The sequence below is a fragment of the Planococcus sp. MSAK28401 genome (assembly GCF_018283455.1).
GTDB classification, from domain to species: domain Bacteria; phylum Bacillota; class Bacilli; order Bacillales_A; family Planococcaceae; genus Planococcus; species Planococcus alpniumensis.
Window position 1 is genome coordinate 1,256,635 of the sequence record NZ_JAAMTH010000001.1, and the last position, 22,999, is coordinate 1,279,633.

Here is a 22,999-nt window from a genome sequence, read left to right on the forward strand (position 1 = left end):
ACTTATGGAAATCAATGTATTGAAACCAGAACAACAAAACGAAGCAGAAATTCTAATCGTCGGCTTGAGCCGCCATGCCGAAAACGCAGATGGCTGGAAAGGCTTGGAGAAGCGCTTTGACGGGCATCTTGCCGGCTGGATAAAAGGTGGGTTATCCTTCGATTCAAACTCGCTGAGCATTTATCCTACTTTAAAAGGGGATATTTCGCGTGTGCTATTTGTCGGAATCGGCGACCGTAAAAAACTGACGGAAGATGATTTGCGCCGTTCATTCGGCATCGCCGGAAAGCAATTGGTCAAAGAAAAAATTCGCCATGCAGCCATCTACACGGCTTCTTTCGAAAATGAGGATGTGAACAGCGAACAAGTCGCGCACGTAGCAGCTGAAGGCATTCAAATGGGCGCTTACCGCTTTGCCGATTATAAAACCAATTCCAACGAAGTGGATCACCGTGTGGAATCGCTGAGCTTTCTGACAGACCAGCCGGCCGATGCCATTCGCCAGGCGGCTTTCGTCGGCACAGTTCATGCAGAGGCAGTCAATGAAGCGAGAACGCTGGTTAATATGCCGGCAAATATCCTGACTCCGACAGCGATGGCTGAATATGCACAGGAACTTAGCGAAACTTACGGATTTGAAACGGATATTCTGGGGCGCAGCGAAATCGAAGAGCTCGGCATGGGCGCACTGCTTGCAGTCAACCAAGGTTCAGTCGAAGAACCACGTCTCATCGTCATGAAATACAAAGTGACAGACAGTTTTGAAGCACCACTTGCACTCGTTGGAAAAGGCATCACCTTCGACACAGGCGGTTATTCCCTTAAGCCGAAAGACGGCATCGTCGGCATGAAAGGGGATATGGGCGGAGCAGCGGCTGTGCTCGGCGCGATGCGTGTTATCGGTGAACTGAAGCCGGATAAGGACGTAGTAGCTGTCATTGCATCGACTGACAATATGGTATCAGGCAATGCCTTCAAGCCGGATGATGTCATCACTACGATGAGCGGCAAGACCATCGAAATCCTTAATACCGATGCAGAAGGGCGTTTGGTACTAGCGGATGCTGTCACGTACGCCAAGCAGCTCGGCGCAAGCCAAGTGGTGGATGTGGCGACGTTAACAGGCGGCGTCATCGTCGCACTCGGCAAAGACAAAACGGGCGCATTGACCAACGATGACGCCTTTTACGGAAAATTGCTGGACGTCTCGAAGAAAACCGGTGAGTTCGTCTGGCAATTGCCGCTCACGGAAAACGACAAAAAGCGGCTGCGCAAAAGCGATGTCGCAGACTTGAACAATTCGCCCGGGCGCGACGGCCATATGATCTTCGGCGGCGGTTTTGTCGGGGAATTCGTCGGCGACACGCCGTGGATTCACCTCGATATCGCCGGAACCTCACACGCCGATGCAGCGCATGATCTGGGCCCTGCTGGAGGCACTGGCGCCATGGTAAGAACACTGGCGTTATTTGTGGAGAAGTTAGGCAATAAGGAATAAAAAAACGCAGCCAAATTGGCTGCGTTTTTTTTATTCGTTTTCGAGTTCTTCCTGCTGGTTGTTTTTGCGTTTTTCAATCGCTGGGCCCATATCGTCGCGCACCGTTTCTTCCGCGACTTTGATGCCTGTCATATAAGCGGCACGGCCGATCAGATGGCCGGCGACGGGCTGCGTGATAAACAGGAAGGCGATGGCTATGACCATCTGCGTATTGAAGATGCCTTCATTAAACCAAAAATGGACGAAGGTACCGAGCAGGATCGATAACACACCGAGTGTCGAGCTCTTAGAGGCTGCGTGTGTCCGTGTGTAGACATCCGGGAGCCTGATGAGCCCGAGGGCGGTGACGGCACTGAAAATGACGCCAGAGCCGATTAAAATGATTATGAGGATATCAACGAGGATCTCGATCGAAAATCTCCCCTCTCTCCAGGAATTTCGCAAAGGCGGCTGTTCCGATAAAGGACAAGATGCTCATCAATAGAATGACCTCCAGGAAAAACTCCGTCTCAATGATGAGTGACAACAAAGCGACGATCGACACCAGTGTGACACCGATTGCATCAAGTGCGACAACACGGTCTGCAACTGTTGGTCCTTTGACAAGGCGGAACAACAGGCCAGCAAAGGAAATGCTGACGATGAATAGGGCAACCCAGTAAAACATCATCATGACCGGCTCACCTCCAATATCGCCCGTTCAAACGTATTCTTGATGGATGAAACGGCCGAGTCAATGTCTTCGAAATCCAAGGCATGGATATACAGGCGTTTTTGGTCTTCAGAAATGCCGATAACCAAAGTGCCTGGCGTTAATGTAATCAAGGCCGACAGCAAGGTTACTTGCCAGTCGTCATCGAGTTCCGTCTCCATTTCAAAAATGGCCGGTTTGATGTTCATATTTGGGCTTATAACGATCGACAGCACCTGGATGCTTGACTTGAAAAGTTCACGAAGGAACAACAGGAACAGTGAGATCAACGCCCAGACGCGAAGGATGTACAACCGTTTTGAGAAAAACCGGCGCATCAAGATGATGATGCCGAGGCCAATCAAAAAGCCGATGACGAATCCGGAAGGAGTGAACGACACGGTCATGAACATCCAGACGAGCGCCAGGAAGAAATTCAATAGAACTTGTAAAGACATATTGACCTACTCCTTTAATACCGCGTCAATATAAAGCGATGGATTCAGCAGCACTTCACCTGCGTCCGAAATGAACGGCATGAAGAGTTCCGCGCCGGCGCCGAGGAATACAGTCAAGGCGACGAGTATAGCTGTAGGAACGAACATCGATAGATAATGTTTTCGGTCGATCGTGACAATCTTCACCGGTTCGCCCCAGAACGCATAGATGAAGATCCGCACGACGCTGAGCAACACGAGCAAACTAGTCGCCAGGATCACGAGGCTGCCCCAGAAATGGGTGCCTTCGAAACCACCTTGGACGATCAGCAATTTGCCGGGGAATCCGCTAAGTGGGGGAATGCCGGCAAGGCCAAATGCTGCAACAAGGAAGGTCCAGCCCAAGAGCGGATAGCTCTTGATTAACCCGCCCATCTTGCGCAAGTCGCTCGTTCCGAAAATGACGGTTAAGATACCGACTAGAAGAAACAGCGCCGCTTTAATGAGCATGTCGTGCACTAAATAGAAAATGGAGCCTTCAACACCGGCTGCGTTCATTTGCGAAATGCCAAATAGGATAACGCCGACCGCGATGATGATGTTGTAGATGATGATCTTTTTCACATCAAAATATGCAAGGGCACCGACACAGCCTGCCAGGATCGTCAAAATCGCGATGATCGCCAGCAGTTCGTGGGTAAAACCGGTATTCATTGTGAAGAATAACGTATAGGTTCTCATGATGGCGTAGACGCCGACTTTCGTCAGCAATGCGCCGAACAAGGCGAGAATTGCCATTGGCGGTGCAAAATAGGAACCTGGCAGCCAGAAGTAAAGCGGGAAAATTGCCGCTTTGAAACCGAAAACGACCAGGAACAAGACGGCAATGACTGTCAGGATGCCGACTGCTTCGATCTGTGGGATCTTGACAGCCAAGTCGGCCATATTGAGCGTTCCGGTAACAGAGTAAAGGTAAGCAACAGCAGAAACGAACAAGGCCGATGAAATGATGTTCACCAGCAAGTACTTAATTGACTCGCGCAGCTGCGGCTTTTCACCGCCGTGAACGATCAATGCATAAGAAGCCATCAACAGCACTTCGATGAAGACGAACAAGTTGAAGATATCGCCTGTTGTGAAGGCGCCGTTAACTCCGGTCATCAAGAACAGAACAGCTGGATAGTAGAACGACTGCTCGCGCTTCACGCCAATCGTCGGGATGCTGTAAAACAATACGAACAGTGTGACGATGGTGGAACTCAGTACCAATAGCACCGAGAACATATCGGATACCATAGAGATGCCGAACGGGGCAGGCCAGCTGCCGAGCGTGACAGCTTGGACGCCATCACTGTTAACTTTCGAGAATAGCACAAGCGCTGAAGCGAGTGTCGCGACAACGCCGGCAATCGCCACTGCGCGCTGCATGTGCAGCTTTTTCGGGAACAGCATCAAGATGGCGGCAAAAATCAATGGAATGACTACGGGGAACAAAGCTAAATTACTCATAATCTTCTGTACCTCTCAATAGCTCCATATTGTCTGTGCCAAGTTCCTGGTAGGCGCGGTAGGCGAGTACCAGGAAAAATGACGTGACCGCGAACGAAATAACGATCGCTGTCAGGATCAGCGCCTGTGGCAGAGGGTCGGCATAATCGCTAACCGTTACCCCATCAGCCACAACAGGCGGTGCAGTGCCGCCGAGGCCGCCCATTGTCAATAGCAAAAGGTGGGCGCCGTGGCTCAAAAGGCCTGTGCCGATAATGATGCGAATCAAACTTTTCGATAGCATTAAATATACAGCCGCCATGAACAATAAGCCGATGGCAACCGACATGACTATTTCCATTATTCATCCTCTCCAATCGTTTGAATAATGGTCATCGTTACTCCTACAACAACCAAATAGACGCCTATATCAAATAACAATGCCGAGTGCAGGGAGGTTTCGCCGAACAACGGCAAATCGAAATAATCATAGGCATGTGTGAAGAATGGGACATCAAAAAAGATCGATGCGCTGGCGGTTGCGATAGCAATCAACAAGCCGACAGCGGTCAGCACGACGTAATTAATCGGCAGGATTTTCTTGATGGTCGGGATGTCGAACGCAAGCATCAGCAAGACGATGGCACTTGCGGTTAGCAATCCCCCAACAAACCCTCCGCCCGGCGTATAGTGGCCGGCGAAGAAAATATGGACAGCAAACATCAAGATGATGAAGGTCACCACTTTCGTGGCGGTTTGAAGCATGACATCATTTGTTCTCATGCTGACCCTCCTTTTTCGTGAGGCGAAGGCGGATCATCGTAATAATCCCGATGCCCGCAATGCCGAGTACTGCAATCTCGAACAAGGTATCAAACCCGCGGTAATCGACGAGAATGACGTTGACGATATTCCCGCCGCCCGCTTCTTTATAAACCGTTTCCTTGTAGAATTCGGAAATCGAAGGCATAGCTTTTTGTGAATGGGCCGACAAAGCAACTAAGGTCATCGTAACACCGACGCCAAGTGCAACGAGTGCATTGCCAAAGCGGAATTTCATGCGCTCTTCCTTGCGGCTGATCTGCGGCAAGTGATAGAACGCCAGCAAGAACAAGGCGACCGAGATGGTTTCGATGACGAGTTGAGTCAACGCCAAGTCAGGTGCGCGGAAGATGACGAACAGCAGTGCCACTGAATAGCCGACAGCCCCGAGTGCGATAATCGCGGTCAAGCGAGACTTGGAACCGAGAATCGTCAAGGTTGCGCCGACCAATGCCAGCAGGATGACGATTTCGTAGACGCCAATTGGCGCCAAATTGCTGAAATCGATCTGGAACGCTTCGTTCAAGAACAAGGTCAGCAAAACGATAAAGGTCATGAAGCTGAACATATAGACAAGGTAGGACCGAATAAAGCCCGTCATATAGAGCCGGGAGAAGCGGTTGGCCCCTCCGTCGCTGAGCAGCATCATTTCATCGTAGAGACGGTTCAGTGAAATTGAATCGGGATACAAATCGTATAGATGCTGCCATTTGCGCAGCGTCCAGAACATCAAGCCGCCGATTGCAAAAATACCGAGCGTCATGAACAATTCGGTATTGAATCCGTGCCATGCGGAAACGTGAATATCCACGTTCTGCGGTGAATCGTAAAGAAACGGCTGGATTGCGGCAACGGCTGGTTTGACGAGCCAATCGCCGATCAAGTTCGGGATGAAGAAAATCAACACGACCAGTGCGGCAAGGAAAACCGGTGAAATAAGCATGCCCACCGGTGCTTCATGCGCTTGTTTTGGCAATTGCTCCGGCTGATGTTTGCCGGCAAAAGTATGGAACACGAAATACAAGCTGTAGATGAACGTGAAGACCGAGCCGATCCAAGCGATGATCGGGAACAATACCCACCAGACGTCCATTGAGAACATATTGAATTCCTGCAGCGACAGCATCGCCGTCAAGAACATTTCTTTACTGAGGAATCCGTTGAAAGGCGGGAGGCCAGCCATCGACAAGGAGCCAATCAATGCGACCGTGAAACTGACCGGCATCAAACTCATCAAACCGCCGAGTTTCCGGATATCGCGCGTTCCTGTTTCATGATCGACGATGCCGGCGATCATGAACAGGCTTCCTTTAAAGGTTGCGTGGTTGATCAAATGGAAGATCGCCGCGAACGCTGCGTATTTTAAGTAAGTATCAGCAGCGCCTTCCACGTGATAAGCTGCTGCGCCAACACCAAGCAGAGACATGATGAGGCCCAACTGGGATACGGTCGAGAAGGCCAGGATTCCCTTCAGGTCCTTTTGCTTCAAAGCAAAGAACGACGCCCATACCATGGTGAACAACCCGACGCCGGCGACGAGCCACATCCACACTTCAGACAAGGCGAAGACAGGGGTTAAGCGGGCGACTAAATAAATGCCGGCTTTAACCATCGTCGCGGAGTGGAGATAGGCGCTGACAGGCGTGGGCGCTTCCATCGCATCTGGCAGCCAGATATAGAATGGAAACTGTGCTGACTTCGTAAATGCGCCGAGCAGCACGAGCACCAATGCCCAGATGAAGAAATCATGCTGTGCTAGTTCCGGGGCCTGGGCGATCAATTCGCGGATCGAATACGTGCCGCCCATGATGCTGAGCAATACAAAGCCCCCGAGCATCATCAAGCCGCCGAAGACGGTGATCATCATCGACTTCAATGCGCCAAATCTGGAGCGGTCGCGCGTATACCAATAGGCGATCAACAGGAATGAAGAAATCGAAGTCAATTCCCAGAACAAGTACAGCGTAATCAGATGATCTGATTGCACGACGCCAAGCATGGCGCTCATGAAGATCAATAGATATACATAAAAATTATGTAATTGTTCGCGGTGCTTGTCCAAATAGAAAATCGAGTAAAGCACGACGAGCGCGCCGATTCCGGTGATCAGCAATGTGAACAATAGACTCAGCCCATCGAGATATGCAACAAAGGCGATATCGAGGGAAGGGATCCAGGAAAATTCAGATACATAAGTGCCACCTTCCATAACTGAAGGAAGGCGGGTGGCGTAGTAGAAGAACAGCGCTGCCGGAACCAGCAAAACGAACCAGCCTGTATGGATCTGGCCGAGTCGTTTGAATAGCAGCGGAATAAACAACGCTGCAAGGATCGGTATAAAAATCAGAAATACAAGAGACAAATGAATCCTCCTTCCAAAGTGGTACGTGATGAGTTTCTAATTAAAAAGTATAACGCATTCAGAGCGGTTTTGCACCGCACACCCTCGCGGCAAAGAGAAGCGGCGTGAAGATTTCCAGCGTTTTGTAATAGGAAGAAACTCTGTAATCTGACTATTGCGGATTTAAAAATGCGCAAAAAAAAAGACCGGTTGAAGGAGTGTCACTCTTTCAACCGGTTCTTTTTGACTGAAGTTAGGAATGTTTTAATTCCTGTTCCAGGAGCACATCCTCGAAATCCTGGTCTGGTTGTTTTTTCGTATACCAAAGGAAAGCGAAAGCAAAAACAAATAATGAGCCGGTTACGATGAAAACGGAAGAAATTCCGATAAACCCGCTGATGATGCCGCCGAACATCGGCCCGACGATATTGCCGAGGAACCGGAAGCTGGTGTTATAGCCCATCACTTCACCTTGGATGTCGATTGGTGCTTCACGGCGCATCAGGGCAGTCGTCGTCGGAATCATGCCTCCGACTGCTACACCGAAGAACAAGCGCAAAACGATGAGCTGCCATAGCTCGGTAACAAAAGCTTGTGGGATGATGAATACAAACGCGAGAAGCAGCAGCAAGCCGAGAATCTTCTCGTAACCGACCGAATCCCCGAGCCGCCCCCAAAGCCTAGCGAACAGCAGATTGCCAACGCCTGTCGCACTGAAGGTGACGCCTGCGAGAAAGGCTACTTGGGCGGTGCCTTCCGTCAATTCCGCTACGTATAGAGACAATAAGGGCTGGATGCTGAAATTGCCGATTTGGATCAATGCTGTGATGATCATGACATTGAGCAATAGGCGGTGGTGCAAGATCCCGTGGATCACGGTGCTGCGCGCATAGACATGGGCGCCTTTTCGTTTTGTCTTGCGGATTTCTTTCAGCCCGAAGACGACGAACAATGCGGCGATGCCAATGATGCTTGCGGTAATGAGGAAGGTGTATGTGAAACCGAACGCATCCGCCATCAAGCCGCCGATTACCGGCCCGAATAAAGTGCCTGATACACTGCCCATTTGAAGCGTGCCGAGCGTTTTGCCGGCGGTCTCCTTGGACGTCTGGGAACTGACGAAAGCTAGTGAAGTCGGGATGAATCCCGTCACGACCCCCATGAACAAACGGATCATGAATAATCCGAGCACCGAATCGGCCGTCCCCATCAAAAAGATGCTAGTGGCAATCCCGAAGCCGTTGATGATCAATATCGGTTTGAAACCGTATTTGTCTGCGATGCGCCCCCACACCGGCGACATGAACAATGCGGCAACGAAGGTCACGCCAAACACCAGCCCTGACCAACGCTGCACATATTCATCCGAAAAATTGCCGAGTGATTCAATGTACAGCGATAAAAACGGCATAATCATTGTCGTGCTGCCGGCGACCAGGAAATTGGTGAACATGATAATGTAGAAATTTCTTTTTTGAGTATCCAGTTGGAACCCCTTCTTTCTGAAAACCAAATCTCTTCCTATATCATATAATAGTTCGTTACCCGAAAAAAGCAGAATAAATTACCACTGTATTCTGAATTATTCTGTGCTAGAATAAAGCGGGGTGAAACGAATGAAAAAAAGTTTATGGTCAATAATGCTCCTGGTCTCTGCAGTTGCGCTAGCAGCTTGCGGCAGCTCGGGAGAACAACAGGAGACAGGCGGGGCGGAGCCTGCTTCAACAGAAGAAGTGCAAGGTTATCCGCAGCTGGAACAAGGCATTACAGAAGAAACGGTTGTGGATTTAAATACATCTGAAGGCACGATCCGCATCCGGCTATTCCCGGAAATCGCGCCAAAAGCGGTAGAGAATTTCCTCGGGCATGCCGAATCCGGTTATTATGAAGGCGTCATTTTCCACCGCGTCATTGAGGACTTCATGTTGCAGACCGGTGATCCAACCGGCACAGGAGGCGGAGGCGAGAGCATTTACGGCGAGCCGTTCGAAGACGAATTCAGCGATCAGCTGTTCAATTTCCGCGGCGCTTTGTCGATGGCAAATGCTGGGCCGGGAACGAATGGCAGCCAGTTCTTTATCGTGCAGGCCAAAGAAATAAAAGAAGGCAGCGCCTCTGATTATCCTGAAGAAATCACTGCCGCTTACAAAGAAATGGGCGGAACGCCTTGGCTTGACGGGATGCATACCGTCTTCGGCCAAGTCGATGAAGGCATGGACGTCGTCGACAAAATCGCAGCTGTTGAAAAAGGCGCAAATGATAAACCGCTTGAAGACATCGTCATCGAATCGATCGATATCATCGAGCAATAAGAAAAAGCTATCGCCTCGAGCGATAGCTTTTTTCCTGTTTATAATGAATCATCAACGGAGTGCGCGGATAATTCGGCTAACGCCATCTTCCAAGGTCTGCCTAGGGCACGCGATGTTCATGCGCAAGAAACCGCGGCCGGCTTCACCGTATTTCGATCCCGGTTCAAGCGCCACTTTGCCTTTTTCAAGCAGGCGTTTCATCACTTCGTCTTCACTGAAACCGAGCGCCCGGTAATCGATCCATAATAAATACGTCGATTGCGGCTTGCGGATCTTCAAGCCAGGAACTTCTTGTTCGAGCCGTTCCACCGCATAATCGATATGGTGGGCCAATACTTCGAGCAATTCAGTCAGCCATGGTTCGCCCTGTTCGTACGCGGCTTTCCAGGCAACAGGCGCAAATGCATTCAAAGAGCCGGTGCCGTGTGCTTGCATATGCTGTTCCAAACGCAAGCGCTTATTCGGGTCGGGAGCGACAATCATCGCTGCTTGAATACCGGCCAGGTTAAAGGTTTTCGTCGGCGCGATGCACGTGAAGATGCGGTTTCGCTCGCTGCCGGCAGCCGACAGCAGCGGTGTATGGCTTTCTCCTGCATGGATTAAGTCGCTATGGATTTCATCCGAAAGAATCAACACATCATGGCGTGTGCACAACTGGACGATGTTCTCCAATTCAGCAGGTGTCCATAATTTGCCTCCGGGGTTGTGTGGATTACATAAGATGAACAAACGGGCTTTTTCAAGCTTGGCTTCGAAATCAGCCCAGTCGATGGTGTACTCGCCGTCTTGCTCTGTCAATTCGGAGTATAGGACGTCGCGCCCGAGATTTCTAGGGATGGAGAAAAATGGCGGATAGACAGGCGGCGTCACCAGCACTGAATCGCCTACTTCAGTAAAGACATCAATGATGCTGGCCATGGCCGGGATAACACCTTGGTGAAACAGCATCCAATCTGTTTCGACTGTTAAGCCGTGGCGTTTTTTCAGCCAATTTGCAGCTGCGGTTTTGCATTCCTCGCATATGTATGAGTAACCGAAAATCGGACGTTCCAATCGTTCTCGCAAAGCGTCAGTCACTGGAGGCGGAGCCGGAAAGTCCATATCCGCTACCCACATCGGCAAAATGCCGGATGCATCCTGGATTCCGTAGATTTTCTCCATCCGTTCCCATTTCACGGAACGGCTTTTCCTGCGGTCATGCACTTGTTCGAACAAATTCAAAGCAATCTCCTCATTTCTTTTGGGTTTCTATGATATTATAGCTGGTAACGATACAGGAATGATAGGTGAAAACGAATGGATACGGTGGACATGGATAAAAGAGCGCTAAGGATTATGGAAGGGTGGGACCCCTTTTCTGTCGGTACGGCCGAATACAGTACAGAAGCGGGCGATGTCATCGACAAGCTGCACGATATCGACCATCCATCAGATTTAGCGAAAGCGATCCAGGGTATATACGAATCAAGCTTCAAGCAATGGATTCCGCTGGAAAAATGCGTAGAAGTTTCCTATAAGCTATTGGCCGTAAAGTATGAAGCGAAACACATCATTTGAAAAAAGCCAAAATAAAAAAGCTTCGGCACATTGCCGGAGCTTTTTTATTTTGTTGTTTCCAACCCGTCAAGCAAATTGGAAGCAGGAACTTCGAGTGCATTCGATAGCACAAGGATCGTTTGAACGGATGGAACTTCTTCGCCGCTTTCATAGGATTCAAGACGTGCTGTGCCGATGCGTGTCTTTAAGGACAAGTCATCGAGCGACAAATTGCGTTCTTCCCGCAGCATTTTCAATTGGGTGTGCAAATCTTTTTTCAAAGTCATACACTCCTTTTCTTAAAGACTTCCTTCTAGCTCTATTATACCACGCGGGAGTGTTTTCTTATATAAAGAGTTGTGGCATTTTTCGAACAATGGAATCAAGTAAAGATGTCGATCATGCCGTTGATGAAGACAATGACGATAGCGGCAGGCGCAACATAGCGCACCAATACACGCCACACTTCGACCCACGTCTTTTGCTGCGTCAGTTCATTGTGCGCATCTTTATTGCTGAGGACATATCCTGCAAACAAAGAGATGAACAATGCTCCGAGCGGCAAGCCGATGCGGCTCGTCAAGATATCCACGAAGTCAAAGAAGGTATAGCCGAAGAAAACGGGCTCGCTCATGACGCCAAACGATAGGGCGCTTGGTATGCCGACAACGAAGATTGCCAAGCCGATAATGAATGCCAAACGGCGGCGGCGGTCGTATTTGTTTTTGACGGCGATCGATACCGTAATCTCAAGCATCGAGATGGATGAGGTCAAAGTAGCGAACAATAATAGGATGAAGAAAATGATGATCAGGAATTGCCCCATGAACAATTGGTCGAAAATGGCCGGCAAGATGATAAACACAAGGCCCGGCCCTTGATCCGGCAAGTAATCAAGTGCAAATACTGCCGGGAAAATGATCAATCCGGCCATGATGGAAATGACGATGTTCAAAGTCACAACGCTTACAGCTGAACGCGTCAAATTCTCGGATTTCTTGAGGTAAGACGCATAAGTGATCATTCCGGCAACGCCGACACTCAAGGAGAAGAACGCTTGCCCAAGAGCGACAAGTGCCGTTTCGAAATTGAAGAACGACCAGTCAGGCACGAACATAAAGCGAACGCCTTCCATCGCGCCGTCGAGTGTCAATGAACGGATCATCAAGATGACGAAGAAGATAAGCAAGGCCGGCATCATGATTTTGCTGGCGCGTTCAATACCGCCCTTGATGCCGCCTTGGACAATCCAGATGGTCAAGGCCATGAACGCCGCTTGTGCGATCAATACTTCCCATGGATTGCTGATGATGCCGCCAAACAACTCGGCAAAATCTGCATCGCCCAGCCCCGACAATTGCAAGGTAACGGCGCGTACTAGATACGATAGCACCCAGCCGCCGACTACACTGTAAAAGGAAAGGATCAAGAAAGAAAAAATAAATCCGGACCAGCCGATCAAATACCAAGGCTTTCCGGGGGCTTGTTTTTTGAGTCCGCTAACGGCATCTGCCTGTCCGCGGCGCCCGATGACGAATTCAGCAAGCAAGATCGGCAAACCGATCAAGACGGTGCTCAAGATGAACAGCAAAATGAATACGCTGCCTCCGTTTGCGCCGGTTTCGTATGGGAACTTCCAGATCGCCCCGAGGCCGATTGCACTGCCGGCTGCTGCGAGTATGAAACCGATCTTGGACGTCCATTGTTCACGTGCTTTCATAATTGGTTCCTCCTAAATCGATTAGATTTCACTATTTTACACGAGCCCCCCAGAAAAAAATAGAATTATTTAAAAATGCATTGAATTTCTTCTGTATAATAGAAATAAAAGGAAATTCACCAGAAAGAGAGCTGATGGGGAGATGGGTAAAAACAGCAATCCAGTAAGCGGGAATAACCGAAACGAGGAAAGGGACATGGACCAACTGTTAGAAGCGCTCAGGCGATTTGCTTATCAAAATGGCATGGCGGCCGAAAAGACGGATGCCTTTGCCAAGCAGGTCCAGGAACGTGTAGTTAAAACGGATATTACGGGCGATCAGGAGATAAATCTCTATCGTGCCGCTGCAGCGCAATTAGCGCAATTTCCCGATCTGCAAAACGACGGCAATTTGATTGGCTTTCAAGAAGATCGTGAAAGCCATTTGGCGCTGCAATCACTTCCGGTCAATAAGCGCATGGCAGCTGTTCTCCATTTGGTAAATGGCCATAAAATATCTTTTGCATCACGAGTGCTGCAACTGGAAGAACAAGAGATGCTCGGTTACATAGACAGCGCAAAAAGCGAATTGGCGAAAAAGTTGGCCATAGAGGATCAGCAAGAACTGATGCAACGGCTGCAATTTCTGGACAAATCCATCAAGCGGATCAAGCTCCCGGATAGTAAGGAGCCGGTTGCTGAAAGCCCGATTATTGATGAACAGCAAAAAGAACTAGTACCGAAAGTGAAAAAGCCGGCCATCTGGCTTGTCGCGGCATCGATCGCCCTGCTAGCCGGAGTCGTCGGGGCATCCTTTTTCTTCGACAACTTCCGCCTGCCATCTGCCTCGGAAGCTTCAGAAGGGCAGCTGACGCAGGAAATGGCAGATGAGATGGAACAGCAATACGAGGAAACGAGGGAAAATGCCAAACAACGCCTAGGGGTGGAAGAAAGGCAATTTGCGGAGTTTACCTTTGTAGCTAACGCCGATCAAGAAAAAGACGAGCTGTTCAGCCGGAGCGAGCTGCAGCAACACAAAGACGACGCGGAACTTTTCACTCAACAGATGGAAGAGTTGATTTGGATGATCGAAACGCCGAAAGGAATGGGCGAATCCTTGGCGAACTCAGGCCATATGCCAATCGATGAAATGGACCGTTTTATGGAACTATATTTGATGAAAACAAATGAACTGCAGGATTTTGCAGAAAACATTTTAAAAAATAATGAAGAACAATTACCCGCTGCATCCGAACATTATGGCGAGCCGCAGTTATTAATAGAAGATATCCCAGACGCATCTGCTGAACTGGAGCAATTGCTTGCTGCATGGCCAGAATACGGGTTGCGTTTCCGTCTGTCAGATCCTGACAGGATGCATTTGTTGACGAAGGATATTGAACAGTTACAGCAGCTTCCACAATTCCAGACACATCCATTTGCAGGGATGTATCTACCATTGTTCATGTTCCACCCTTATTTTGATGAACAAGGCTGGCTGGTCGAGCCGAACCATATGATTGGCGCATTCGACGCTATGCTTTATTTATTGATTGATGAACCAACGGACAGCGCTTTAAAAACTGAGATCGAAGTGATGTATGAGCAGATCTTCTGGCAAATCACCAAAGGTTCGGACAGCGAAATTTATGAAGAGGGCACCGTTAAGCCCAAAATCCGCAAACTCTGGAAGACGCTCTCCTCATATGACCCAGTGGCGGCAATCTTATTGCCGGTGATCGATGAAATGGAAGACAGCGGCTGGCAGCAATCCGACTCTTTGGATCGCTTGGAGTACGGAGACAGCCTGAAGATGCTCAAACTGGAACAGCAAGGGCAGCTGAGTTCAACCTTGCCGAACGGTGATTTTCCATTAGAGTCGGAATTGGTAGACTTGGCGGACTTCGATTACGATCGCGTCAAGGAACTGTATGCGCGTTTCAAACAATCCTATGATATGGATTTGCTAGCCGGCGTGCAGCCGCTGGATATTTACTTCCTTTATTTTTATGCCAACCACGAGAAAGACCCGGAAACGATGTACCATCTGTTGGCGGACAGCAAACTTAAGCCAAGCCTGGAGCAGTATAAGGCAGACTGGGAGCCGATTCCTGAATTGACGGAAAATGCACTTTGGGTAGAAATTCAGCAAGAAATGACGCAGCGCATCTACAAGAAAGTGATGATCCAGCCGACAGTGGCGTATGAAGAGCAGGATATCGGGTTCCGCCGGTCCAATCCGCTTCAGCCAGCTTTAGTAACGGAACAGGACCATATTTGGCTCGTTCAATACGAGCAGCAAGAATTCTTGCAAGCGCCGGATCCTGAGTTGCAGAAACAAGGCATGGAGGCGTATAAAGCATTGGCGAATCAAGAGAAACTGCCGAAAAATACGTCACCGCTCGTCGTCACATATGCCTTATTGCATGCGATCGAACAAGAAGACACAGCGGTCGCCAATGCCTTGCTGGCACCCGGGACCGAGGGCCAGGAAATAGAGTTTTGGCGTAATTTTGCCGGCAGTCATCAAGTCGCCGGTTTCGATAATTTAAGGTCAGTGTCATTCACAGCAACGGATTTAAATATCGAAAATGAAGTAGATGCCAGTCTTGAAATCTTATATGAAATAGAGGACGCCAGTGAATGGTACGAACATTTGAATATGAAGAAAACGCCGGATGGCTGGCGCTTCGAGTTGTTTCCTAGTTACTGATTTTACTCTTACAAGGAACCTGTGCTATAATATACAGATGCCAATAGGTGTACAGTAATTAGATATAGACTAGGAGCGGTTAACTATGACAAAAACGTATCAAGCAGGAGATAAAGTCTCCGGTAAAGTAACAGGAATCCAGCCATACGGTGCATTCGTTGCACTGGACGACCAAACACAAGGACTTGTCCACATTTCAGAAATCACACACGGTTATGTGAAAGAAGTCAGCGAATACTTGTCTGTTGGACAGGAAGTAGACGTGAAAGTTTTGGACGTCGATTCTAAATCGAAAAAAATCAGCTTGTCGATCCGCGCGTTGCAAGAACAGCCGCCGGCAGCTCAAAAAAGCGAAAAACCACGTCAATCTCTTCAATCACACGTGAACGAGAATGACTCTGAAGGATTCAACTCCTTGAAAGACAAAATGCAGGAATGGATCAAACGTTCCGGCCAATAAGCATATTAAAACGCACAACCGACTTTAAGTCGATTGTGCGTTTTTTTTGATTTTCCGCAAACGGTATTGAAGGTTCTGGCGGCTCATGCCGAGTGCTTGGGCAGCCTTCGTCACATTGCCCCCAAACAAGTCCATCGCCTTTTCCAGGTAATACATTTCCGCCTCTTGCAAGTATTCCTCCAAGGGCAGCAAATCCTTATCGGAGCGGACCAGGAAATCTTCCGGCTGCAGCGAGCCGCTTTGAGTTTTCAGCTTAAAGTGATGCGGCAGCATGGAAGCTGTCACGATTTCCTGTGTCGTGATGAGCGACGTGATTTCATCCAGCAGCAATTCGAGTTCTTTTAGGTTGCCCGGCCAGTCATAGCTGAGGAATAATTTCTCCACTTCATCCGACAAGGAACGGATGACCGACCCGACTTTCATGCGGTGGCGGGAGAAATAATCTTCGACAAACGGCAAAATGTCTTCTTTTCTGCGGCGCAGCGGCTCGACTTTAATGGTCATCGCCGAGAAGAAGTAATACAAGTCTTTCACCAAGGTATTGGAAGAAATCAATTCGACCGGATCATCGCCGACGCTCGCAACAAAATAGCACTCGCCTGCTGCATGCCGCTCGACCACTTCAAGCAATTGAATCTGCAAGGCGCGCGGCAATAAATCGATACGCTCGCAGTAAATCGTGCCGTACTGCATGCGTTCGATGTCCTTATCCAATTCAACAATCAAACTGCTATCGGTGCCGTGGCAATACAAAATATGCAGTGGAAGCTCGGAAGCGTGGGCGGAGTGAATCGCTTCTGCAAGCAGCTCTTTGCCGGTTCCGGACTCCCCGACCAATAACACCGGCAGTTTGGCAGCGGCAGCTTTTTCTGCACGCGCAATGATGTTTTTCATACTTGCCGATACGGCAGTCAGGCTGGCGAAAGTTATCGGCTCCTCGTATTTCTTCAACGGTTGGTAAATGACCCGCTCCAAGGTCGTGACATCCCGTGCGAGCTCAATCGCCCCGATCAGCATTTCGCCTTCAAACACTGGATAACTGTCGTTGATGGTAGTGATTTCTTGCCCTTTGCGATTCCAATATGTCTGCTTGATGTTCAATATGGGGGTTCCGCTCGTCAGCACTTGAAGCAATGTGCTCTGCGTTTGATCAAAACGGAACATCTCCAAAAGCGACCGGTCCGTTAATTCCTGAAAATCGAAGCCTTCGATTTCCCGCATCTTGCGGTTATATAAAATGGTCTTCCCTTTGCTGTCGATGGCGTGTAAACCTACAGCCACGTGGTCTCCAGCGAATTTATAAAAAGGGGCCAAGTCTATTTGCGCATCGTTCATGGCCATCACTCCAAAACTTTTTTGACTTTTTAGATTAAAATACTTGAAAAACGCAATAATCTTTTGCATTATTATAAGTGGAAACAGATTAAGAGTGCAAATTTTTTTTGCGCTCGCTCAATTATAAGGAGGATTCCCAATGATTCCCTACAAACATGAACCATTCACAGATTTCTCGATCGAGGAGAATCGCAATGCATACTTGGAAGGCCTGAAAACGGTTGAAGGATACCTCGGCCAGGATTACCCGCTAATTATCGGCGGAGAACGCGTAACGACTGAAGACAAAATCGTTTCATTCAATCCGGCGGATAAAGAAGAAATCGTTGGGCGCGTCTCCAAATCAAATAAAGAACTCGCAGAAAAAGCTATGCAAGAAGCGGACGCTGCATTCAAAACATGGAAAAAAGTGAAACCTGAAGTACGCGCAGATGTCTTGTTCAGAGCAGCTGCAATCATTCGCCGCCGCAAGCACGAATTCTCGGCGCTACTCACAAAAGAAGCAGGTAAACCTTGGAATGAAGCGGATGCAGATACTGCAGAAGCGATCGATTTCCTTGAATATTACGGCCGCCAAATGCTGCGCCTAAAAGACGGCATGCCAATGGAAAGCCGTCCAGGCGAGTACAACCGCTATGACTATATTCCACTCGGTGTTGGCGTTGTCATCTCTCCTTGGAACTTCGCATTCGCGATCATGGCGGGTACAACAGTTGCAGCGATGGTAGCAGGCAACACGGTGCTCTTGAAACCAGCTTCAACAACTCCCGTTGTCGCATATAAATTCATCGAAGTATTGGAAGAAGCAGGCATGCCTAAAGGCGTCGTCAACTATATCCCAGGGCCGGGATCTGAAGTCGGCGACTATTTGGTCGACCACCCGAACACTCGCTTCATTTCATTCACTGGTTCAAAAGAAGTTGGCTTGCGCATCGCAGAACGTTCTTCAAAAGTAAATGAAGGCCAAATCTGGATGAAGCGTTTAATCGCTGAAATGGGCGGCAAGAATACGATGGTCGTCGACAACAACGCAGACCTTGAACTTGCGGCACAATCCATCGTAAAATCCGCTTTCGGCTTCAGTGGCCAGAAATGTTCTGCAGGATCACGTGCTGTCATTGTAGAAGATGTCTACGACGAAGTACTTGAGCGCGTAGTGGAATTAACAAATGAACTGACGATCGGCAACACAGTTGACCAGTCGAACTTCATGGGTCCTGTCATTGACGGAAACTCATACAAAAAAATTATGGATTATATCGAAATCGGCAAAGGCGAAGGACGCCTAGTTGCTGGTGGAGACGGCGACGATTCCACAGGATTCTTCGTGAACCCAACGGTCTTCGCTGACTTGGATCCACAAGCCCGCATCATGCAGGAAGAAATCTTTGGGCCGGTTGTCGGCTTGATGAAAGCAAAAGACTTCAAAGAAGCGATTGATATCGCCAACAACACAGAATATGGCTTGACTGGCGGCGTGATCACCAACAACCGCGAACACCTCGAGTATGCGCGCGACGAGTTCCATGTCGGCAACTTGTACTTTAACCGCGGCTGCACAGGCGCAATCGTAGGCTATCAGTCATTCGGCGGATTCAACATGTCCGGAACCGATTCAAAAGCAGGCGGGCCAGACTACTTGGTTCTTCATATGCAAGCACAAACAACTTCTGAGATGTTTTAATTATTCGGTTGATGGTATAATAATGCACAAAAGGCAGACTCCGTGTCTGCCTTTTTTTAAAAAGGGTACCGTTAAGCGCATACATTTACAGGAAATGCTTACTAGTTTCTAAAGCTCAGCGGGTTTTACCTTAATTTTAAGGAGGAATTTGGAATGACACAAACACAGTCAATCATTGAAAAAACAGAACAGTATGGGGCGAAGAACTACCATCCACTGCCGATCGTCATCTCAAAAGCGGAAGGCGTATGGGTAACAGATCCAGAAGGCAATAAATTCATGGACATGCTCTCTGCCTATTCAGCAGTGAACCAAGGCCACCGCCATCCACAAATCATCCAGGCATTGAAAGACCAAGCCGACCGGGTGACTCTCACATCGCGCGCATTCCACAACGATCAATTGGCGCCATGGTACGAAATGATCTGCAAGATTTCAGGCAAAGAAATGGCCTTGCCGATGAATACAGGTGCGGAAGCGGTCGAAACAGCCATCAAAGCTGCCCGCCGCTGGGCATACGACGTTAAAGGTGTTGAAGAGAACAAGGCAGAAATCATCGCATGCGAAGGCAACTTCCATGGCCGTACGATGACTGCTGTCTCACTTTCATCTGACCCTGAATACCGCAGAGGCTTCGGCCCGATGCTTCCAGGAATCAACATCGTTCCATTCGGTGATATGGAAGCATTGAAAAATGCCATTACGCCAAATACTGCAGCTTTCCTCATCGAGCCGATCCAAGGTGAAGCAGGTATCATCATGCCGCCAGAAGGTTTCTTGAAGGCAGCGCGTGAACTTTGCCGCGAGAACAATGTTTTGTTCATCGCTGACGAAATCCAGTGCGGCCTTGCACGTACCGGAAAAATGTTCGCTTGTGAATGGGAAGATGTAGATCCGGATATGTACATTCTTGGTAAAGCGCTTGGAGGCGGAGTATTCCCGATTTCGTGTGTTGTCGCAGACCACGAAGTGCTTGGCGTCTTCAATCCAGGGTCACACGGCTCCACATTCGGCGGCAATCCGCTTGCTTGTGCCGTATCCATTGCTTCCATGCAAGTCATTCAGGATGAAAACCTTACAGGGCGTTCTCAGGAACTCGGCACTTACTTCATGGATGAACTTAAAAAACTCGATCATCCTGTCATCAAAGAAGTCCGCGGCCGCGGACTGTTCATCGGAATGGAGCTCACTGAAGCTGCGCGTCCTTATTGCGAACAGTTGAAAGAACTCGGGCTTTTGTGCAAAGAAACCCACGATACCGTCATCCGATTTGCACCGCCATTGATCATCACAAAAGAAGAGCTGGACTGGGCACTTGAGCGTATTCACCAAGTGTTCACAAAATAACAATCGATGTGGCAAATGGAAGTTTGCCATGTTACACTAGATGCGGGTAATTACTAAAACACAAAGAGGCGAAACTAAACAATGGCTGAAAACTTGAACTTGTTGACGTCAACGCAGGATGTCATTAAAATTGCATTGGATAAACTTGGATACGAAGATTCGATGTATGAACTTCTGAAGGAGCCGATGCGGATCTTGGAAGTGCGTATCCCGATCCGGATGGACAATGGGAAAACCAAAGTGTTCACGGGATTCCGTGCCCAGCACAATGATGCTGTCGGCCCAACGAAGGGTGGAGTCCGCTTTCACCCTGATGTGAACCGCGACGAGGTTATCGCGCTTTCCATGTGGATGACATTGAAATGCGGAATCGTGGACTTGCCATATGGCGGCGGTAAAGGCGGCATCATTTGCGATCCGCGCGAAATGTCCATGCACGAAATCGAAAAGCTGAGCCGCGGTTATGTACGCGCCATCAGCCAGATTGTCGGGCCGAATAAGGATATCCCTGCGCCGGATGTATTCACAAACTCGCAAATCATGGCATGGATGTTCGACGAATACAGCAAGATTGACGAATTCAACTCACCAGGATTCATTACAGGTAAGCCGATTGTGCTGGGCGGCTCACAAGGCCGTGACAAAGCAACTGCACAAGGCGTCACGATTGTGATCAATGAAGCAGCGAAAAAACGCGGCCTTGATATGAAAGGCGCACGCGTTGTTATTCAGGGATTCGGTAACGCAGGAAGCTTTTTGGCGAAGTTCCTTCACGATGCAGGGGCCAAAGTAGTCGGCATTTCAGATGCTTACGGGGCACTGCACGATCCAGAAGGACTCGATATCGATTATCTTCTTGACCGCCGCGACAGCTTCGGGACAGTCACAACGCTTTTCGACAATACAATCACAAATAAAGAATTGTTCGAAATCGATTGCGATATCCTTGTGCCGGCAGCGATCGCCAACCAGATCACAGAAGAAAACGCACACGATATCAAAGCTTCTATCGTAGTCGAAGCTGCAAACGGGCCAACAACGGCTGAAGCAACGAAGATTTTAACGGATCGCGGAATCTTGCTTGTGCCTGACGTGCTTGCAAGTTCCGGCGGTGTAACAGTTTCATACTTTGAATGGGTGCAGAATAACCAAGGTTATTATTGGACGCAGGAAGAAGTGGACGAGAAGCTGGAGAAAAAATTGGTGGAAGCTTTTGAGAACGTATACAATGTAGCCACCAACCGGAACATCGACATGCGCCTTGCAGCGTATATGGTCGGTGCAAGAAGAACTGCAGAGGCATCACGCTTCCGTGGATGGGTATAAGAACCAACCGCTCGGCATTAGCCGGGCGGTTTTCTTGTGCTCAAATTTTTGCTTTTTAAGGACCGGAAATTCATAATGAAAATTGAACGCATTTCGGAGGAGGAGATTATATGAACGCATTTTCTTTTTATAACCCTGTAAAACTGATTTTCGGTAAAGGGCAGTTAGAAGCTTTGAAAAAAGAAATACCAAATTACGGTAAAAAAGTATTAGTCGTTTACGGTGGCGGCAGCATCAAGAAAAACGGCCTATACGATGAAGTCATGTCGACATTGAATGAAATGGGTGTCGAAATCCATGAACTTTCTGGTGTAGAGCCAAACCCACGCCTTTCAACGGCAAAACGAGGAATTGAAATCTGCAAACAGGAAGACATCGACATGCTGTTAGCTGTCGGCGGTGGTTCTGTCATCGACTGTACGAAACTCATCGCAGCCGGAGCAAAATACGATGGCGATGCATGGGATTTTGTCACACGCAAAGCGACACCTGAGGAAGTCTTGCCGTTTGGCACAGTCTTGACTTTGGCGGCTACAGGCTCAGAAATGAACGCCGGTTCTGTTATCACAAATGAAGAAACAGAAGAAAAATACGGCTGGGGCAGCCCGCTGACATTCCCGAAATTCTCTATTTTGGACCCAACATACACGAAATCTGTGCCGCGTGACCACACAGTATACGGCGTAGTGGACATGATGTCCCATATGTTCGAGCAGTATTACCATAATGCAACGAACACGCCAGTACAGGACCAGATGATCGAGGGCGTGCTGCGTGCAGTGATTGAGACAGCTCCGAAGCTCATGGAAGACCTTGAAAGCTACGAGCACCGTGAAACGATTCTATTTGCCGGAACGATGGGGCTTAACAACTTCCTGCAGATGGGCTATAACGGAGACTGGGCATCCCATAACATTGAGCATGCGGTTTCTGCTATTTATGACATTCCACATGCAGGCGGCTTGGCGATTTTATTCCCTCAGTGGATGCGCCATAACGTTCCAGTCAACCCGTCACGATTTGCACAAATGGCCATCCGTGTATTCGGCGTCGATGCTGCAAACAAATCCGAAGAACAAATCGCAAACGAAGGAATTGACCGTCTAGTAGAATTCTGGACGTCGATTGGGGCTCCAAGCAGCCTGAAAGATTACGACATCGATGATTCCCGCTTCTCTGACATCGTTGACAAAACACTCGTCTACGGCGAATTCGGCAACTTCAATAAATTGAATGGGGAAGATGTAGAGAAAATCCTGCAAGCTTCGCTATAATATAAAAAATCCCGATGCATGATGCATCGGGATTTT

General features: G+C 48.8%; 21 protein-coding genes. 9 read left to right on the forward strand and 12 right to left on the reverse strand.

Annotated features, from left to right (window positions below; all coding sequences use genetic code 11):
- Positions 1 to 4: 4 nt before the first annotated feature.
- Positions 5 to 1,498, forward strand: a complete 1,494-nt coding sequence (locus G3255_RS06385; protein ID WP_211653764.1) for a leucyl aminopeptidase — start codon at positions 5 to 7, stop codon at positions 1,496 to 1,498.
- Positions 1,499 to 1,528: 30 nt separating this feature from the next.
- Here the strand turns inward: G3255_RS06385 and mnhG are convergent, their stop codons facing one another.
- The 8 genes from mnhG to G3255_RS06425 all read right to left on the reverse strand — a co-directional run bounded on the left by mnhG (position 1,529) and on the right by G3255_RS06425 (position 8,763).
- A complete protein-coding gene (gene mnhG / locus G3255_RS06390) occupies positions 1,529 to 1,942 on the reverse strand; it encodes a monovalent cation/H(+) antiporter subunit G (RefSeq protein WP_249222076.1) in 414 nt (137 codons plus the stop codon).
- Positions 1,893 to 2,171 (reverse strand): Na(+)/H(+) antiporter subunit F1, encoded by a 279-nt coding sequence (locus tag G3255_RS06395; protein ID WP_211653765.1) that lies wholly within the window; start codon positions 2,169 to 2,171, stop codon positions 1,893 to 1,895. Before G3255_RS06395 ends, mnhG begins: the two co-directional genes overlap by 50 nt.
- Entirely contained in the window at positions 2,168 to 2,647 is a 480-nt protein-coding gene (locus tag G3255_RS06400) for a Na+/H+ antiporter subunit E (RefSeq protein ID WP_211653766.1), read from the reverse strand. The genes G3255_RS06395 and G3255_RS06400 overlap by 4 nt, the downstream gene beginning before the upstream one ends.
- Before the next feature lie 6 nt (positions 2,648 to 2,653).
- A complete protein-coding gene (locus G3255_RS06405) occupies positions 2,654 to 4,135 on the reverse strand; it encodes a Na+/H+ antiporter subunit D (protein WP_211653767.1) in 1,482 nt (493 codons plus the stop codon).
- Positions 4,128 to 4,475, reverse strand: coding sequence for a Na(+)/H(+) antiporter subunit C (locus G3255_RS06410; RefSeq protein ID WP_121301099.1), 348 nt, complete (start codon positions 4,473 to 4,475; stop codon positions 4,128 to 4,130). Before G3255_RS06410 ends, G3255_RS06405 begins: the two co-directional genes overlap by 8 nt.
- Complete coding sequence (locus G3255_RS06415; RefSeq protein WP_121301100.1) at positions 4,475 to 4,897, reverse strand: Na(+)/H(+) antiporter subunit B; 423 nt, start codon at positions 4,895 to 4,897, stop codon at positions 4,475 to 4,477. Before G3255_RS06415 ends, G3255_RS06410 begins: the two co-directional genes overlap by 1 nt.
- Complete coding sequence (locus tag G3255_RS06420) at positions 4,884 to 7,298, reverse strand: Na+/H+ antiporter subunit A (RefSeq protein WP_211653768.1); 2,415 nt, start codon at positions 7,296 to 7,298, stop codon at positions 4,884 to 4,886. The genes G3255_RS06415 and G3255_RS06420 overlap by 14 nt, the downstream gene beginning before the upstream one ends.
- 232 nt (positions 7,299 to 7,530) lie before the next feature.
- Positions 7,531 to 8,763, reverse strand: coding sequence for an MFS transporter (locus G3255_RS06425; protein WP_211655782.1), 1,233 nt, complete (start codon positions 8,761 to 8,763; stop codon positions 7,531 to 7,533).
- Between the two features lie 130 nt (positions 8,764 to 8,893).
- Here G3255_RS06425 and G3255_RS06430 point away from each other — a divergent pair, with 130 nt between their 5' ends.
- Positions 8,894 to 9,589, forward strand: a complete 696-nt coding sequence (locus G3255_RS06430; protein WP_211653769.1) for a peptidylprolyl isomerase — start codon at positions 8,894 to 8,896, stop codon at positions 9,587 to 9,589.
- 51 nt (positions 9,590 to 9,640) lie between these two features.
- Here G3255_RS06430 and G3255_RS06435 read toward each other — a convergent pair whose 3' ends face one another.
- Positions 9,641 to 10,810 (reverse strand): MalY/PatB family protein, encoded by a 1,170-nt coding sequence (locus tag G3255_RS06435; RefSeq protein WP_211653770.1) that lies wholly within the window; start codon positions 10,808 to 10,810, stop codon positions 9,641 to 9,643.
- A gap of 75 nt (positions 10,811 to 10,885) precedes the next feature.
- Here G3255_RS06435 and G3255_RS06440 point away from each other — a divergent pair, with 75 nt between their 5' ends.
- A complete protein-coding gene (locus tag G3255_RS06440) occupies positions 10,886 to 11,146 on the forward strand; it encodes a DUF1871 family protein (protein ID WP_211653771.1) in 261 nt (86 codons plus the stop codon).
- 44 nt (positions 11,147 to 11,190) lie between these two features.
- Here the strand turns inward: G3255_RS06440 and G3255_RS06445 are convergent, their stop codons facing one another.
- Positions 11,191 to 11,406, reverse strand: coding sequence for a helix-turn-helix domain-containing protein (locus tag G3255_RS06445; RefSeq protein WP_171900955.1), 216 nt, complete (start codon positions 11,404 to 11,406; stop codon positions 11,191 to 11,193).
- Between the two features lie 101 nt (positions 11,407 to 11,507).
- Entirely contained in the window at positions 11,508 to 12,845 is a 1,338-nt protein-coding gene (locus G3255_RS06450) for a sodium-dependent transporter (RefSeq protein ID WP_211653772.1), read from the reverse strand.
- Between the two features lie 196 nt (positions 12,846 to 13,041).
- Here G3255_RS06450 and G3255_RS06455 point away from each other — a divergent pair, with 196 nt between their 5' ends.
- Positions 13,042 to 15,537, forward strand: coding sequence for a hypothetical protein (locus G3255_RS06455; RefSeq protein WP_211653773.1), 2,496 nt, complete (start codon positions 13,042 to 13,044; stop codon positions 15,535 to 15,537).
- Positions 15,538 to 15,622: 85 nt separating this feature from the next.
- Positions 15,623 to 15,997: a S1 domain-containing post-transcriptional regulator GSP13 gene (gene yugI / locus G3255_RS06460; protein ID WP_211653774.1), complete on the forward strand. Its 375-nt coding sequence runs from the start codon at positions 15,623 to 15,625 to the stop codon at positions 15,995 to 15,997.
- Between the two features lie 24 nt (positions 15,998 to 16,021).
- Here yugI and G3255_RS06465 read toward each other — a convergent pair whose 3' ends face one another.
- Positions 16,022 to 17,332 (reverse strand): AAA-type ATPase lid domain-containing protein, encoded by a 1,311-nt coding sequence (locus tag G3255_RS06465; protein ID WP_211653775.1) that lies wholly within the window; start codon positions 17,330 to 17,332, stop codon positions 16,022 to 16,024.
- Positions 17,333 to 17,471: 139 nt separating this feature from the next.
- On the opposite strand from G3255_RS06465, the gene pruA reads away from it, so the two are divergent.
- The 4 genes from pruA (at position 17,472) to G3255_RS06485 (ending at position 22,963) form a co-directional block, all read left to right on the forward strand.
- Positions 17,472 to 19,016, forward strand: a complete 1,545-nt coding sequence (gene pruA / locus G3255_RS06470) for an L-glutamate gamma-semialdehyde dehydrogenase (protein WP_121301109.1) — start codon at positions 17,472 to 17,474, stop codon at positions 19,014 to 19,016.
- Between the two features lie 153 nt (positions 19,017 to 19,169).
- Positions 19,170 to 20,363, forward strand: coding sequence for an ornithine--oxo-acid transaminase (locus G3255_RS06475; RefSeq protein ID WP_211653776.1), 1,194 nt, complete (start codon positions 19,170 to 19,172; stop codon positions 20,361 to 20,363).
- An 81-nt stretch (positions 20,364 to 20,444) separates the two neighbouring features.
- On the forward strand, positions 20,445 to 21,689 hold the full coding sequence (locus G3255_RS06480; protein ID WP_211653777.1) for a Glu/Leu/Phe/Val family dehydrogenase: 1,245 nt from the start codon (positions 20,445 to 20,447) through the stop codon (positions 21,687 to 21,689).
- 110 nt (positions 21,690 to 21,799) lie between these two features.
- Positions 21,800 to 22,963, forward strand: coding sequence for an iron-containing alcohol dehydrogenase (locus tag G3255_RS06485; protein WP_211653778.1), 1,164 nt, complete (start codon positions 21,800 to 21,802; stop codon positions 22,961 to 22,963).
- The last annotated feature ends 36 nt before the right edge of the window (positions 22,964 to 22,999 follow it).

Excerpts from the sequence above, each read along its gene's own strand:
- G3255_RS06395 (WP_211653765.1), bottom strand. The coding sequence starts at position 2,171 with ATGATGATGTTTTACTGGGTTGCCCTATTCATCGTCAGCATTTCCTTT.
- G3255_RS06410 (WP_121301099.1), bottom strand. The coding sequence starts at position 4,475 with ATGGAAATAGTCATGTCGGTTGCCATCGGCTTATTGTTCATGGCGGCT.
- G3255_RS06405 (WP_211653767.1), bottom strand. The coding sequence starts at position 4,135 with ATGAGTAATTTAGCTTTGTTCCCCGTAGTCATTCCATTGATTTTTGCC.
- G3255_RS06400 (WP_211653766.1), bottom strand. The coding sequence starts at position 2,647 with ATGTCTTTACAAGTTCTATTGAATTTCTTCCTGGCGCTCGTCTGGATG.
- G3255_RS06480 (WP_211653777.1), top strand. The coding sequence starts at position 20,445 with ATGGCTGAAAACTTGAACTTGTTGACGTCAACGCAGGATGTCATTAAA.
- G3255_RS06475 (WP_211653776.1), top strand. The coding sequence starts at position 19,170 with ATGACACAAACACAGTCAATCATTGAAAAAACAGAACAGTATGGGGCG.
- G3255_RS06430 (WP_211653769.1), top strand. The coding sequence starts at position 8,894 with ATGAAAAAAAGTTTATGGTCAATAATGCTCCTGGTCTCTGCAGTTGCG.
- G3255_RS06465 (WP_211653775.1), bottom strand. The coding sequence starts at position 17,332 with ATGAACGATGCGCAAATAGACTTGGCCCCTTTTTATAAATTCGCTGGA.
- G3255_RS06455 (WP_211653773.1), top strand. The coding sequence starts at position 13,042 with ATGGACCAACTGTTAGAAGCGCTCAGGCGATTTGCTTATCAAAATGGC.
- G3255_RS06415 (WP_121301100.1), bottom strand. The coding sequence starts at position 4,897 with ATGAGAACAAATGATGTCATGCTTCAAACCGCCACGAAAGTGGTGACC.
- G3255_RS06450 (WP_211653772.1), bottom strand. The coding sequence starts at position 12,845 with ATGAAAGCACGTGAACAATGGACGTCCAAGATCGGTTTCATACTCGCA.
- yugI (WP_211653774.1), top strand. The coding sequence starts at position 15,623 with ATGACAAAAACGTATCAAGCAGGAGATAAAGTCTCCGGTAAAGTAACA.
- pruA (WP_121301109.1), top strand. The coding sequence starts at position 17,472 with ATGATTCCCTACAAACATGAACCATTCACAGATTTCTCGATCGAGGAG.
- G3255_RS06440 (WP_211653771.1), top strand. The coding sequence starts at position 10,886 with ATGGATACGGTGGACATGGATAAAAGAGCGCTAAGGATTATGGAAGGG.
- G3255_RS06485 (WP_211653778.1), top strand. The coding sequence starts at position 21,800 with ATGAACGCATTTTCTTTTTATAACCCTGTAAAACTGATTTTCGGTAAA.
- G3255_RS06385 (WP_211653764.1), top strand. The coding sequence starts at position 5 with ATGGAAATCAATGTATTGAAACCAGAACAACAAAACGAAGCAGAAATT.